This is a genomic window from Gilvimarinus agarilyticus (assembly GCF_000832015.1).
Lineage (GTDB): Bacteria > Pseudomonadota > Gammaproteobacteria > Pseudomonadales > Cellvibrionaceae > Gilvimarinus > Gilvimarinus agarilyticus.
The window spans coordinates 2,694,093-2,708,535 of record NZ_JXCJ01000001.1 but is presented as its reverse complement, the minus strand read 5'-3'; the positions used below and the strand labels follow the sequence as shown (position 1 = coordinate 2,708,535).

12 protein-coding genes are annotated in these 14,443 nt (G+C 53.2%); all 12 read left to right on the top strand.

The window, feature by feature from the left end:
- The first annotated feature begins 2 nt into the window (after nt 1-2).
- The 12 genes from SD69_RS18790 to SD69_RS11555 all read left to right on the top strand — a co-directional run bounded on the left by SD69_RS18790 (nt 3) and on the right by SD69_RS11555 (nt 14,432).
- Entirely contained in the window at nt 3-1,115 is a 1,113-nt protein-coding gene (locus tag SD69_RS18790) for a flagellar basal body P-ring protein FlgI (protein WP_041523351.1), read from the top strand.
- On the top strand, nt 1,115-2,128 hold the full coding sequence (gene flgJ, locus SD69_RS11605; protein WP_052481107.1) for a flagellar assembly peptidoglycan hydrolase FlgJ: 1,014 nt from the start codon (nt 1,115-1,117) through the stop codon (nt 2,126-2,128). Before SD69_RS18790 ends, flgJ begins: the two co-directional genes overlap by 1 nt.
- A complete protein-coding gene (gene flgK, locus SD69_RS11600; RefSeq protein ID WP_041523350.1) occupies nt 2,128-4,047 on the top strand; it encodes a flagellar hook-associated protein FlgK in 1,920 nt (639 codons plus the stop codon). Before flgJ ends, flgK begins: the two co-directional genes overlap by 1 nt.
- A gap of 51 nt (nt 4,048-4,098) precedes the next feature.
- Nucleotides 4,099-5,289, top strand: a complete 1,191-nt coding sequence (flgL, locus tag SD69_RS11595; protein ID WP_041523349.1) for a flagellar hook-associated protein FlgL — start codon at nt 4,099-4,101, stop codon at nt 5,287-5,289.
- Between the two features lie 60 nt (nt 5,290-5,349).
- Complete coding sequence (locus tag SD69_RS11590) at nt 5,350-5,706, top strand: flagellar protein FliT (protein WP_041523348.1); 357 nt, start codon at nt 5,350-5,352, stop codon at nt 5,704-5,706.
- A gap of 323 nt (nt 5,707-6,029) precedes the next feature.
- On the top strand, nt 6,030-7,751 hold the full coding sequence (locus tag SD69_RS11585) for a flagellin N-terminal helical domain-containing protein (protein WP_041523347.1): 1,722 nt from the start codon (nt 6,030-6,032) through the stop codon (nt 7,749-7,751).
- Nucleotides 7,752-7,805: 54 nt separating this feature from the next.
- Nucleotides 7,806-8,201: a flagellar protein FlaG gene (locus SD69_RS11580; protein WP_041523346.1), complete on the top strand. Its 396-nt coding sequence runs from the start codon at nt 7,806-7,808 to the stop codon at nt 8,199-8,201.
- Nucleotides 8,202-8,363: 162 nt separating this feature from the next.
- Complete coding sequence (fliD, locus tag SD69_RS11575; protein ID WP_041523345.1) at nt 8,364-10,388, top strand: flagellar filament capping protein FliD; 2,025 nt, start codon at nt 8,364-8,366, stop codon at nt 10,386-10,388.
- Nucleotides 10,389-10,576: 188 nt separating this feature from the next.
- Nucleotides 10,577-10,987, top strand: coding sequence for a flagellar export chaperone FliS (gene fliS / locus SD69_RS11570; RefSeq protein ID WP_041523344.1), 411 nt, complete (start codon nt 10,577-10,579; stop codon nt 10,985-10,987).
- On the top strand, nt 10,984-11,250 hold the full coding sequence (locus tag SD69_RS11565; RefSeq protein WP_041523343.1) for a hypothetical protein: 267 nt from the start codon (nt 10,984-10,986) through the stop codon (nt 11,248-11,250). The genes fliS and SD69_RS11565 overlap by 4 nt, the downstream gene beginning before the upstream one ends.
- Nucleotides 11,251-11,498: 248 nt before the next feature.
- A complete protein-coding gene (locus SD69_RS11560; RefSeq protein WP_041523342.1) occupies nt 11,499-12,935 on the top strand; it encodes a sigma-54 dependent transcriptional regulator in 1,437 nt (478 codons plus the stop codon).
- 270 nt (nt 12,936-13,205) lie between these two features.
- A complete protein-coding gene (locus SD69_RS11555; protein WP_041523341.1) occupies nt 13,206-14,432 on the top strand; it encodes a sensor histidine kinase in 1,227 nt (408 codons plus the stop codon).
- Nucleotides 14,433-14,443: the final 11 nt, after the last annotated feature.

The window sequence follows — 14,443 nt, the reverse complement described above, 5'->3', positions numbered from 1 at the left end:
GTATGAAAAAACTTACAGGTTTGCTGTTAACCATTTTACTGGCCACATCCTTGCTGGGTGCCTGGGCGAACGCCGCCCGGGTTAAAGATCTTGCCTCGGTGGCGGGGGTGCGCTCTAACCAACTTATTGGTTATGGTTTGGTGGTGGGGCTTGATGGCACGGGCGATCAGACGACCCAAAGCCCGTTCACCACGCAATCGTTTGGCAATATGCTAAAACAGTTTGGCATTAATGTGCCCGAGGGTACCCGCATGCAAATGAAAAACGTTGCCGCGGTGATGATTCACGCTGAACTGCCAGCCTTTGCCAAGCCAGGTCAGGCAATAGACATTACAGTGTCGTCGGTGAGTAACGCCAAAAGCTTACGCGGTGGCACCTTGCTGATGTCCAAACTTAAAGGTATTGACGGAAATACCTACGCCGTCGCCCAGGGCAGTTTGGTGGTAGGTGGTTTTGGCGTGGACGCTAACGACGGATCCAATATTACTGTTAATGTGCCGAGTGTAGGACGTATACCCAATGGCGCCACAGTCGAGCGCAGCGTCCCCAATAACTTTAATAGCAATCAGCCCATTGTTTTTAACTTAAACCGTGCAGATTTCACCACCGCCAACCGTTTAGCAACTGCCATTAACGATATGCTCGGCCCCGAGGTGGCGGCCGCCATCGATGCGGTATCGGTAGCGGTTAAGGCGCCACAAGATCCCGCACACCGCGTCGACTTTATGGCGTTACTAGAGAATATCGAAGTTAAGCCCGGTGAAGAAGCTGCGCGTGTGGTCATCAACTCACGCACTGGAACCATTGTGGTTGGTCAGCACGTAAGGGTGTCTCCAGTGGCGATCACCCACGGCAATTTAACGGTGTCCATTTCTGAGGATTACGACGTAAGTCAGCCGGGCGCATTCTCCCGTGGGCAAACCGCCATTACACCTAATAGCACCATCGACATCGAAGAAGAAACTAATCCGATGTTTAAGTTTGCTCCAGGCTCAACCCTTGAGGATATCGTTCGCTCGGTGAATAACGTCGGTGCATCGCCCTCCGATTTAATGGCGATCCTTGAGGCTCTAAAACAATCCGGCGCGCTTAAAGCCGAGCTACTGGTGATTTGATGAACGGTTTTGACACGAAAGCAAGTGCCAGCATTGCCCAAGACACCTTTCTGAACGGTCAGGGGCTTGAGGCGGTTAAAAAAATGGGGCGCGACAAAGACCCAGAGGCACTGCGTCAAATGGCGCGTCAGTTTGAGTCTTTGTTTGTGCAACAAATGCTAAAGAGTATGCGGGCGGCCTCTGAGTCTTTTGGTGAGGGCAACTACATGAACAGCTCTGAAACCCAGTTTTACAGCGATATGCTCGATCAGCAGTGGTCGCTGGAGTTGAGTAAAGGGCGCGGTATGGGGTTGGCGGACACGCTATACCAACAATTGCTAAAAAGTTATGGTCAGTATTTGCCCAACGATAAAACTAACGATGTTTCCTCACTGGACCCGTTCGCGCAACCACAAGCGCTGCAGTTTGATTCGCGCCGCGTTAGCCAACGGGTTGCCAGTATTTCTGAACCCGTAAAGACTTTGACCGGTCAGCCTAATGCACCCCAAACGGTAGCGGAAGCACCCGCGGTGGCTACCGGTACGGCAGGTTTTATCGATGCGATAAGGCCCTATGCGAACTGGGCGGCACAAACCTTAGGTGTAGCGCCCCAAGCGTTAATGGCTCAAGCGGCATTAGAAACCGGTTGGGGCAAGCACCTGGTGCGCGATGACGCCGGCAGTAGTTTTAACTTGTTTAACATTAAAGCCGGTAAAAGCTGGAGCGGTGATACCGTGACGGTCAAAACGACCGAGTACGCCGATGGCGAGGCGCAAAGCGTTGAAGCAGCGTTTCGGCGCTATGGCTCCTTGCAAGAGAGTTTCTCTGATTATATCGAGTTGATGCAAAAACCGCGGTACCAAAATGCGTTGGCCCAGGGAAAAGATGCCGAGGCCTATGTCGAGCAATTGCAGCACGCAGGCTACGCCACTGACCCACAGTACGCCAATAAATTAAAATCCATTATGCAACGAGAAGACTTTGCCGGCAGCAACGCCGTTGCCGCTTATCAACAACATGTGGGTAATCAATAATGGCCGGATTACTGTCTAACGCCATATCGGGACTGCAGGCGAGCCAAAATGCGCTGCGCACGGCCGGTAATAATATTGCCAATGCCAATACCCAGGGCTATAGCCGGCAGGATGTCTCCTTTGGCACCCGGCCACCGCAAAACGTAGGCAGCGCGGGATACTTAGGTAACGGCGTAAGCACAGAGTCAGTATCGCGTACCGTAGATCAATTTATTCTGACCCAATTGCGTCTTGATACCGCGACCTTTAACCAGCTTGATACCTTCAACCTGAATATCGGTAAAATTGATAGCTTGTTGGCTAACTCAAACACCGGTTTGTCAGGGGGCTTTGAAAGCTTCTTTGCCGCCTTGCAAAGTGCCGCCGATGACCCGTCTTCAACGCCAGCCAGGCAATTGGTGATTGACCAGGCTAAGGGGCTCGCGTCGCGCTTTAATAATTTGTACGACCGATTTGCCGTGATCGAGAGTGGCATTAACAGCGAAATTAATGTGGTTGCCGGGCAAATTAATGGTCTGGCGGAAAATATTGCCGAGCTGAACAAAACTATTGTGCAACTGCGTGGCGCTAACGGCGCCGAGCCAAACGATCTGTTAGACAAGCGTGACGAAGCGCTGCGTCAGTTATCGGAGCTTGTGGCGGTTAATATCGTGCAACAAGACGGCGGCGATATGAATGTGTATATCGGCAATGGCCAGCCGCTCGTGGTGGGCAGCAATACCGCGTCGGTAACCAGTAACGGCTCAGGGGATGTGTTTTTGGGCACCACCGCTGGCGCCGCCAATATTAGCGAGCAAATCTCTGGCGGCAAGCTGGATGGTTTACTGCAATTTAATTCCAGCGTACTTGCACCTGCGCAAGAGCAATTGGGCAAACTCGCGGCGGTTGTGTCTTTTGAAATGAATAGCCTGCAAGCTCAGGGCGTAGATCTAAACAGTGAGTTTGGAGAAAACCTGTTTTCGCCGGTTAGTGCCGGTGATGTGAGCAGTGTGGCCGGTGGTGGCAGCCTAGCCGTGGCGGTTACCGATGCCGGTGAATTAATGGCCAGCGATTATCAGGTAGATATTGTCGCCGGCCAGGTCAATATCACCCGCCTTGATGATGGTGAGGTGACGAGCTTTGCCGGAGCGCCACCCCAGTCTTTGACCCTGGACGGCATCACTTTTGATATAACTGGTGCGGCGGGCGACAGCTTTAGGTTAGACACTAATCTGGCGGTTAATGCCAGTAGTATTTCGGTAAATGAGTTAACGCCGCGTGATTTAGCGTTAGCCTCGCCGGTGCGAACAGAGGCCTCGGCGGGCAACGCAGGTTCTGGTGTGATCAGTGCCGGCAATGTCATTCGTGGTTTAGGGCCAGACACCCCTAACGTTGGTCCGTTGGCGGGGGCGCCCGTTACGATTGAGTTTGTCGCGGCCGATGAATACCGTTTTATCGATAGTGCGGGCAACGAACTCCAGCCCGGTGTAACCCATAGCTATACCCCCGGGACGACGATTTACCCAGAGTTTGCGGCCATACCCGGCGCCGAAAGCTATGAAATTAATATTCAAGGAAACCCAGCTCCGGGCGATAGCTTTACCATTAGCTTTAACGACAATGCCGCTAACGATAACCGTACAGCCCTTAAAATGGCGGGGCTCGAGACGGCCATTACTATGGCGGGTGGTTTAAGTCTATCCGATGCTTACGGCCAGATGGTGGAGCAGGTGGGTGCCAAGGCTAATTTGGCGCGGATGAACACCGATGCGGCGCGCGGCGTGCTTGAGCAAACCCAGTCGCTGCGTGACAGTATCTCTGGGGTAAACCTCGATGAAGAAGCGGCGAAATTGATTAAGTTTGAGCAGGCCTACAACGCGAACTCTCAGGTAATCTCCATCGCGCGGGACATTTTTGACACTTTGTTAAATGCCTTTTAAGGCCGTTGCCATGACATTGGCTGAGTAACCCAAGAGCATTAGGTACGGATTATGCGAGTATCCACATCACAGATATATTCCATCGCCAATATCGGCATGCGCGATGCTCAAGCGGCCATTAACAAAACCAACTCGCAAATGGCGTCGGGACAGCGTGTTTTAACGCCTGCCGACGACCCGGTAGCGGCCACGCAAATTATGCAGTTAACGCAGCAGTTGGCGCGGCTGGAGCAATTTAACAAAAACATCGATGTGGCCGAAAACAAGCTTTCGCTTGAGGAGGTCGCTCTCGATAGCATTACCTCGCTGGTGCAGGGCATGCAAGAGCTCGCGGTAAGCGCGGGCAACACCGCAACCTTAACGCCCTCGGAATATAAAATGATGGCGGCCGAGGTAGACAGCCGTATTAAGGAGCTGCTCAATTTACAAAATACCAAAGATTCGTCCGGACAGTATATTTTTGCGGGTTACCAGAGCGCTCAACCTGCCTATGCTGAACAGGCTGGGGCGGTTGCCTACCAGGGCGATGACGGCTCGGTTTCACTGCAAGTGTCTGAGAGTGTCACGATTCAGGCGACCGATCCGGGCCGAAAAATCTTCGAAGGTATTAGCACCTCACACAATACCTTTAGTGCCTACGATTTGGCGGCTGCCAGTGAGGTTACTGGTTTTACGGTGGCCGATCAGGACGCGCTGGATCAGGTCGTGGCTACGACGCTTAATTTAACCGTGACGGGCGGAAATCTATCAGTTACCGATAATAACGGCAATCCGGTGCCGCCTATTCCAGCTTCACAGCCCTATACACCGGGGGATATTATCGAGATTGCGGGTATCAGTATGAGTTTAGCCGGCGGCGATACTCTGGCGCTTAATATTAAGCCTGAACAGTCGAACATCATGCAGACACTGACCAACTTTCGTGATGCGATGCTAAACGCCGCTAATGTGACCGATGCCGAGCTCTCCGGAGTTATCGATAAAACACTTGGCACCTTAAACAATGCTGTCACCCGCATTGGCGAGGTTCAGGCTGAAGTAGGGGCGCGATTAAATACCCTGGAGTCGACTAAGAACCTTAATGCCGATAGCGCGCTCTACACTCAGGAAGTACTGGGTTCACTACAAGATTTGGATTACGCTGAGGCAACCACGCGGCTGCAAATGCAAGAGCTGGTGCTAAGCGCGGCACAACAAAGCTTTGCCAAGGTCAGTAAGCTGACGTTGTTTAATTATTTGTAACACGGGCTTATAGCAAACGGTAGCGGCCTGCTGCGTATCCCAATCGACTTCGAGATTTTTATGACTGACGACTCAACCTCTGGTACGGCCGATAACAGCGCTTTGGCTCGGCAGTTCTCGCTGGCCATTAAGGCCTCGGATGAGCTGTTGCAGCTGGCCAGTAGTGAACGTTGGCAGGATTTTGAGCGACAGTTTCGTCAGCGCGATGCACTGCTACAACGTATCGACGCAGAGGTGACAGGTTTGCTGCCATTATCTGAGCAAGATTCTGTAATAATCAGTGAGAAGTTGAAGCAACTGCGTGAATTAAACGATCAAATATTAACCGTGGCTGAGCGAAGCAAAAGCGCCGCCTTGGGTGAGCTCGCCAAAGATCGCAGTGCCCGTAAAGCCTTAGCCGCTTACAATAAGCCCTAGTACTTCTAGTATCCCCCGAACTTATCCCTCCCGGTGTTACCCTCGGTAAAGCAGCCCAGCATCGTCCACTAAAAAGGTTGAATAGGGTGTGCTTATGGGTTTCAGACGCCGCTGATTAGCCATTGACCTCGTTAATGTTTAACCTCTAAGTCTCTGTAAAATATGGACTTTCTATATTTATTGGCACCTGAGTTAAAAAAAATCTAAAGCAATCAAACCTACGGACGATAACCTACACAGAAGTGCTGCAAACACGCAACTTCATCATCGGCTGATCACAGCTGGCAAGACTGTGAACAGGAATAAAACTTAGGAGATTACTCATGGCTCTAGTAATTAATACCAACGTTGCCTCCCTGAATACACAGCGCCAGCTGTTACAATCAGGCAATTCGCTCGATCAAGCCACCGAACGTCTGTCGTCCGGTAACCGCATTAACTCGGCCAAAGACGATGCCGCCGGCCTCGCCATTGCCAACCGTATGACCTCGCAAATTCGCGGCCTGGACCAAGCGGTACGTAACGCTAACGACGGCGTATCCATGATTCAAACCGCTGAAGGCGCTTTGCAAGAAGCCACCAACATGCTGCAGCGTATGCGCGAGCTGTCGGTACAGTCTGCTAACGGAATCTACTCTGACTCTGACCGTAGCCGTCTGGACGCGGAAGCCCAGCAGCTGAAATCTGAACTTAGCCGTATCGCCGAAGAGACGACCTTTAACGGTAAAAACCTTCTGGACGGCAGCCTGCAAAACACTTCTTTGCAAGTGGGCTCTGAGCAAAATCAAACCATCGAAATCACTGTTGGTTCTTTCGCGGTAAGCGAGCTTGGCGGCGGTGCTGGCGGTGACATCGTGGGTGGCGCAATTGGTACCGCAACCGCCACCACGGGTAACGGCGCCACGGCTGTTCTGGGCGCGGGCACGCTGACGGATGATGTCACCATTAACGATCAAGTTGTGGCTGCAGCCGACCTGAATGGCGCGCTCACCATGAATGACTTCCTCGCGGAAATTAACGATGCGGTTGCGAATGTTGAGGCATCGGCAGTGACCGAAGTTACCGCTACGGCGGATGGTGAAGGTGTATTGCGAGGCACTGATAGTGTAACTCTAGATGTGGTAAACGGGGACGGCTCTACCTCGAGCTTTGAAATTACCGATACCGGCAGCCTGGAAGAGCTGGCCGCTAAAATCAATTCGGAAACCGGCGGTAAAATTGATGCCAGTATCAACGATGATGGACGTTTGGTATTAGCGAACGAGGGTGGATCTTCTATCACCGTCACGGATACCACTGATGCTACAGGCATTACCGATGGTACTTTCGGTGCAAGCCTCTCGTTAGCTTCAACCGATGATAGCGGAATTACCGTAGCCTACGCTGATGCGACTGATGCCGCAGTATTAGGTATCGATGCGCGCTCGGATGCAGGTGACATCACAGGTGTCGTTAATACGGCTCAGGCCGCACTGGCCGAAGGCGATATTAAGATCAATGGAGTATCTATCGGCGCGGTTGCGGCGGGTGGTAGTGCAACTCTCCACGGCGACAATTTGGCTGCCGCTATTAACGAGTTGTCTGATCAAACTGGTGTTGTTGCCTCTAACGCTGCTGGTGTACTGACACTTAACTCTGTGTCTGGTGACGAGATGTCCATCGAGCTTGGCGGTGCAGCGACAACAGCCAACACCGGCCTGCAAGAAGTTAACAACGCCACCACCGTAGGCGATAGCGTTGCTAACATCGATATCACCACTCAGGAAGGCGCGCAGAAAGCCATTGGCATTCTCGACCGTGCGATCGACCAGGTAGGTGAAACCCGCGCTGACTTGGGTGCGGTTAACAACCGCTTAGACTTCACTGTGTCTAACTTGTCTAACGTGAGCGAGAAGACAGCAGCGGCCCGTTCGCGGATTACCGATGCGGACTTCGCGGCCGAGACTGCAAACCTCAGCCGCTCTCAGGTGCTGCAACAGGCCGCTACGGCGATGCTGGCTCAGGCCAACTCTCGTCCGCAGCAGGTACTGTCGCTGCTGCAGTAAGTCTGAATCATCCCGCCGGGTAACCGGCGGGATTTTTTGCTTGAGGGTTACGCTATGAATGAAGTGAACGCAACCGCTACGGGGCATTTAGCGCCCGTTTCTTCGGTAACGGCTTCATCAGCACCCGCCAACCGCGAAGCCACTAAAGACGGCAAAGAGTTGCCGCCGGCAATCACCGAGACGTCAAAAACGGTTTCGCAGGAGACTCAAAAGGAAGCCGACTTTCAAAATAGTGTCCAAGAGGCTGTGGCTCATATGAATGAGTTTATTCAGTCTACCCAGCGCGATTTACAGTTCAGCTACGACAGTGACACGGGGGACACCATAGTGAGAGTCGTGGATAGCGCCACGCAAGAGGTGATACGCCAGATTCCCGACGAGATTTTCGTAAAGTTGGCCCGCCAATTGAATGCCGATGAACCGGTACAGCTATTGTCTGCCCAAGCTTAATTTACTGGCCTGAACAGACCGATGAGGGGGTACCTATTTAGGGCCCCCTTTTTTGTGTTCGGGTTTTGTGAACTGAGTGGCTAAAGTTTAGCCTTTGGTGGCCGATAGCGTGAGACCAGTACAGATATTTGGCTTTTAAAGTACTTACTTTGGCGGGCGGTTATGGCGACGATTGGTAATGACATCATCAACACGATTGGTTCGGGCTCGGGCATTAACAGCTCGCAGCTGATCAACGATTTGGTGGAGATCAACGATTTACCTCAGCAGCAGCGGCTGGACAGCCGAGAGACCCTGCTGGACGCGCAAATATCCGATTACGGCCTGCTGCGCAGCGCTATGTCAGAGCTAGAAGCTTCTATCGCTCAGCTAAGCAGCGCCGACACTTTTGATGCCAAAGCGGTATCGGTCCCCGATACCTCGCTGCTGGCACTCACCAAACTCGATTCGAGCGCGGCCGCAGGCAACTACCAGATCAAAGTAGAGCAGGTCGCGCAATCACAATCACTCAGCAGCGGCGGCTACGCCAGCGCCGACGCCGAAATTGGCACCGGCGAGCTAACCCTGCGGTTTGGCGCCTGGAACGGCGCATTGGATGCCTTTAGCGTGGATGCCGAGCAAACCGGCGCCAGCATTACCATCGATGAGACCAACAACACCCTCGAAGGGCTGCGCGATGCCATCAATGATGCCGACATAGGTGTTCAGGCTGCGGTTGTCAGCGATGGTGGTCAGTACCGCTTGTTGTTAACCAGCCCCAGTGGTGCCAACAATGAGCTGGAAATTACCGTAGCGGAAGACGGTGTTGTGGCAGGGCTGAATGATTTTGCCTTTGCCGAATCGGGCCAATCGCTAACGCAACAACAAGAGGGGCTTAACGCCCAGCTGCGCGTAAACGGCCTGCAGGTAGAGCGCGATAGCAATAATATTACCGATGTGATTCAGGGGCTTGAGTTTGATATTTTTAGCGCCTCAACCACCGAGACGGTAAGCATCTCGATTAGCGCCGATCGCACTCTGGCGGAAACCGCCATTCGCGATTTCGTTGCCGCCTACAACACCTTTTTGGGCGAGACTGAAAAGCTGGTGGGCTACAACGAAGAAACCGAAGAATACGGCGCCCTGCGCACTGACTCACTGGCCAATAATATGGTCGACTCGGTGCGCAGCTTTTTAGGCGCTGCGGTACCGGGTATTGGCGCGGGCTTTACCAACCTTGCCAACCTGGGTATCCAAACCCGCCTGGATGGCACCCTTGAGATCAACGAAGACCCGGATCGCCCCAACACCAACTTTCAGGCGGCCATGGGTGAAAACTACGATCTGGTAAAAGCACTGTTTACCCCTCAGGTAAGCTCGGATAACAACAAGATCGAGGTGGCAAGCTTTAGCGGTGCCACCAGCCCCGGGGATTACGAGGTGGTTATTACCCAGCAGGCCACCAAGGGTGCGCTTACGGCAAATGCTCCTGCCGCTGGCTTCCCGCTCGATACCACCGGTAACGATTACACCTTTAGCATCGCGGTCGATGGCGTAGTCGCCGACATCACGCTGCCCGCTGGGGTAATTTACAACTCACTCGAGGACGTGGCGGTAGACATTCAGTCGCTGATTAATCTCGACAGCTCGATACAGCAAGCCGGTGTCTCGGTCGAGGTTGGTGTAGTGGGCGGGGCACTGCAATTTGGCTCCGATAGCTACGGCCACGACAGCAGCGTCGCCATTAAAACGGTGGGGGCCGACGCCGGTGATTTAGGCTTGCAAGTGGCAACGGGCACCGCGGGGGTAGATGTGGCCGGTACTGTGAACGGCGAAACCGCCTTTGGCTATGGGAATGTTTTGCTGCCGGCGATTAATAGCGCAGCCGAGGGGCTGCAATTTATCGTTAAAGACGGCGCCACCAGTGCCAATGTTAATTTCTCCCGCGGCTTTGCCGGTGGCATGTCGAGCTTGATTAATAGCTTTTTAGACAGCAAAGGCCTGATCGCCGAGCGAGAGGCCAAGTTTGAAACCGAGCGTACGGAAATTGCAGACGATCGCACTGATGTTGAGCGGCGCTCAGATGCTTATCGCGCCCGGCTCGAGAGCCAGTTTTTGGCGATGGAGTTGATCGTTAACAACCTAAACAACACACAAACGTTTTTAGACGGTCTCAACGATCGCTTGCCGTTTACGGCACCGAAATAAGCGCACAGCGAGCTCTTTAAGCTGACAACGCAAGCCCGTGACGCCAATAGCCGCACGGGCTTTTTTTATGGCCTGCCGGACAAAAAAGTTACCATTACGGGTTAAGTTTTTTGTCTGGATGCCGAAAGCTAATTAACGCAGGCGTTAACGCCTTAATGATAATCTGAGTAAGCGGTCGAGACCTATTTATGAATTCTTACAGCGCCATTCAGAACTACCAGCAAGTGAATGTTCAGTCGAGTGTGGTGGACGCCTCACCTCATCGTTTAATCCAAATGCTCTTTGAAGGCGCTCTGGAGCGTATTGCTCAGGCCAAAGGCTCTTTGGCCCGCGGTAGCTTTGTACAAAAATCCGAGCGTATTACCAAGGCGGTTGCTATCGTTCAGGGCCTGCAAGGTAGCTTAAGCGATACTGAAGGGGGCGAGCTTACTGCCAACCTGGACGCGCTGTACGATTACGTAATACGTACCTTAATTCAAGCTAACCAAAGTAACGATGTGGCAAAGCTGGATGAGTGCGCAAAGCTGTTGGGGGATGTGAAATCGGGCTGGGATCAAATGCTCGATACTCAGGCGGCCGCCGCTGGAGCTTACTCGTGAGACTGCTTGACGCCCCGAGCTTAGCGGGTTCCGATGGTATCGCCCAGCTGCACCAGCTACAGGGCGATATGCGTGAAGCCCTGAGAGCGGGAAATTACACCCGCGTTCGCCAGTTAGACGATACCTGTACCGTGATGCTCGATAAGCTCATTGAGCTCCACCGTGAGCAACCTGGTACCTTGCTGCAAACCATGTTGGATTTGAAGCAAATGTACGCCGACTTACTCACTGAGTGTAGCGCTCGTCCCGCGCAAGTTTGTTAACCCCGTTAGTGTCTACTCCATTCAGCCCTTAGCGCATTAATCATTGTGGTAAGGGCTTTTTAATTGCTAATCATACGCATTTATGCACCTCATAAACCCTTGATTTATCGGGTTTTGTAAATCTATGCGTCAAATGTTTGACTGTTACCGTCAAAACCGCTATCAATACTACTATTAGGTATTTTACGTTCTGTGGGCCTCGCGGGTTCTTCCGTATGGGTCATAGATCGGCAGCGTTAAGGTCCGGTATGTGTCGAAGCCATAAGATTTTAGTTATTGATGATAATGAAAATAACCGCAACCAATTAGCCACCATCTTTGCTTTTTTAGAAGAGGAGGCTGTTCTTATATCCTCAGGCGAGCTGGATGCCATATTGGCGGATGACGAGCAGCCCAACGAGTGGCTGCTGGTAATGATAAGTGAGCAGTGCAGCATATGGGGCGCGCCGCTGGTAGAGAAACTCGATTGCTGGAACGATAAAGTGGCCGTGGCAGTGACGAACAGCGCCCAGCTCGTCGGAGTCGAACGATTCTCGCCCAAGCTGCGCGTGAAAGTAGTGGGTGCCTTAGCCAGCCCGCTGAACTACACCTCCCTCATCGATATATTGCACCGGGCCCGGTTATATTCCGATGCCCAGGAGCAAAACCGTCAGCGTGCTCAGCGTCGGCCCGTGCACTTATTCCGCTCTTTGGTGGGTACCAGCCGCGAGGTGCAAACTGTCCGGGACATGATGACCCAAGTGGCCGATAAAGAGGTGTCGGTTTTAATCACTGGCGAGTCTGGCACGGGTAAAGAGGTGGTTGCCCGTAATCTGCACTATCATTCGGCCCGCCGTGAAAGCCCGTTTGTCCCCGTGAATTGCGGTGCGATACCCGCCGAGCTACTCGAGAGCGAGTTGTTTGGCCACGAAAAGGGCGCCTTTACCGGTGCCATCTCGGCTCGGGCCGGGCGTTTTGAGCTGGCCGAAGGCGGCACGCTGTTTTTGGATGAAATTGGCGATATGCCCCTGAATATGCAGGTAAAGATTCTGCGGGTATTGCAAGAGAAGTGTTACGAAAGGGTGGGCAGCAATCGCACCGTTCCAACCAACGTCCGTATTATTGCTGCGACCCACCGCAACCTCGAATCAATGATTGAAGAGGGCAGCTTTCGTGAGGATTTGTATTATCGCCTCAACGTGTTCCCCATCGAGTTGCCCTCGCTAAAAGAGCGTGCCGAGGATATCCCGCTGCTGATCAACGAGCTGGTCTCGCGCATGGAGAGCGAAAAACGCGGCTCTATTCGGTTTAATTCAGCCGCTATATTGTCACTTTGCCAGCACGCTTGGTCTGGCAATATTCGCGAGTTGGCTAACCTCGTCGAGCGTATGGCCATTATGCACCCCTACGGTGTGGTTGGGGTGCAAGATTTACCCCCCAAGTACCGGCACATCGATGTGGAAGATGAATCCTTCATCGTCGATGATGAGTCCGGGCATGGTGCCGCGGTGGTCAGCTTAAACGATACCGCACTGCTGCCTGCGCAGGGCATTGACTTGCGTGAATACCTGACCAATCTTGAGTGTGACCTGATCCAGCAAGCGCTGAACGATTGCGGCGGGGTGGTGGCCCGCGCCGCCGACAAGCTTGCTATCCGGCGCACTACGCTGGTTGAAAAAATGCGTAAGTACGACCTGCAACGTTAAGCTCACATGGGCCGGTGCTCGCCGGCCCTGAGGCTCAATATCTGTACTTCAGCGTGACTTTGTCGTTTTACTCGCCCCAGGCTAAGTCTTAGTTTTTGTGCCAAACATTTGACTCCCTTCTTGTTCTGGTGCCCCTAAGCCACTGATAATTATATAAAATATTTATTGGCATTGCGTTTGCAGTTAGTCGTTATAACGAAGCACTAACGATGGATTTCCGTTGCTCGGTTCCCCGCTGCGGGGCAAGCACCGAGCCAAAAGGGTACTGCTATGACGGCCAAAGCCGACATCCTTAATATTGACCAGCTGAATCAATCCGCCTCTGGCACGCCGGACAAAGCAGCGGCGTTGGCGGATGCGTTTGAGCTGTTCTCACAAATGTCCGATCAACTGACCAGCTCTTACCGGGCGCTGGAGCAGCGGGTAGCAGACCTGAATGAGGAACTGACAGAGGTTACCCAACAGCGGCTCGAAGAGCTGGCCGAAAAAGAGCGTATCGCCAACCGGCTGGAAAGCCTCCTGAATGTTTTACCTGGCGGCGTGGTAGTGCTGGACAATAAAGGCCGGGTGCGCGAGTGCAACCCCGCGGCCATTGAATTATTGGGTGAGCCACTGGAGGGAGAGCTTTGGCGCGATGTGATCGAGCGCTCGTTTGCTCCGCGACAGGACGACGGCCACGAGATTTCGCTGCATGACGGTCGGCGCATTAGCCTTGCCACTCGTAACCAGGGCAGCGACGGGCAAATTATTCTATTAACCGATCAAACCGAGACGCGCCGTTTGCAAAGCGAGTTAAGTAAGCACGAGCGGCTGTCAGCGCTGGGGCAAATGGTGTCAGCTCTGGCCCATCAAATTCGCACGCCGTTATCCGCTGCCATGCTCTACTGCGGCCATTTGCGCAAAGAGCAGCTGCCATTAGAGCAGCGCCAAAAGTTTGCCGAGAAAGTCTCCAACCGCCTCAATCATATGGAGCGTCAAGTGCAGGACATGCTGCTGTTTGTAAAAGGCGAACTGCCCATCAGCAATCAGCTACAGGTTCGCGATTTACAGGCAGAGTTGGCCGAGGCTATGGAGGTGCCGGTAATGACCTCCAGCAGCACGATTAATTGGTCGGTTAGCGGGGCTGACTATGGCCTGTCGTGCAACCGCGATGCGTTAGTCAGCGCGCTGCTGAATCTAGTCAACAACGCCATTCAGGCATCGGGGCGAGAGGCCCGTATCGATATCACGATGAGTGTTCAGTGCGTAGCCGGCGAACCCTGGCTGGCCGTTGAGGTACGCGATTACGGCCCCGGTATCGATGCCGAGTTACTGCCCAGTTTGGGTGAGCTGTTTGTGACCACTAAGGCTCAAGGTACCGGGTTAGGGTTGGCGGTGGTGCAAGCCGTCGCCCGTGCCCACGGCGGGCGCTTTAATTTGCGCTCCAACAAAGGTGACGGTGCCGAGGCGCTTATGTTGCTGCCGGCGATAGCACCCACTGTTAATACTACCGATTAAGCTCTGCGGAG

Coding starts and splice junctions, on each gene's coding strand:
- flgK (WP_041523350.1), top strand. CDS start 2,128: ATGGCCGGATTACTGTCTAACGCCATATCGGGACTGCAGGCGAGCCAA.
- SD69_RS11590 (WP_041523348.1), top strand. CDS start 5,350: ATGACTGACGACTCAACCTCTGGTACGGCCGATAACAGCGCTTTGGCT.
- SD69_RS11555 (WP_041523341.1), top strand. CDS start 13,206: ATGACGGCCAAAGCCGACATCCTTAATATTGACCAGCTGAATCAATCC.
- SD69_RS11560 (WP_041523342.1), top strand. CDS start 11,499: ATGTGTCGAAGCCATAAGATTTTAGTTATTGATGATAATGAAAATAAC.
- fliD (WP_041523345.1), top strand. CDS start 8,364: ATGGCGACGATTGGTAATGACATCATCAACACGATTGGTTCGGGCTCG.
- flgJ (WP_052481107.1), top strand. CDS start 1,115: ATGAACGGTTTTGACACGAAAGCAAGTGCCAGCATTGCCCAAGACACC.
- SD69_RS11580 (WP_041523346.1), top strand. CDS start 7,806: ATGAATGAAGTGAACGCAACCGCTACGGGGCATTTAGCGCCCGTTTCT.
- SD69_RS18790 (WP_041523351.1), top strand. CDS start 3: ATGAAAAAACTTACAGGTTTGCTGTTAACCATTTTACTGGCCACATCC.
- SD69_RS11585 (WP_041523347.1), top strand. CDS start 6,030: ATGGCTCTAGTAATTAATACCAACGTTGCCTCCCTGAATACACAGCGC.
- flgL (WP_041523349.1), top strand. CDS start 4,099: ATGCGAGTATCCACATCACAGATATATTCCATCGCCAATATCGGCATG.
- fliS (WP_041523344.1), top strand. CDS start 10,577: ATGAATTCTTACAGCGCCATTCAGAACTACCAGCAAGTGAATGTTCAG.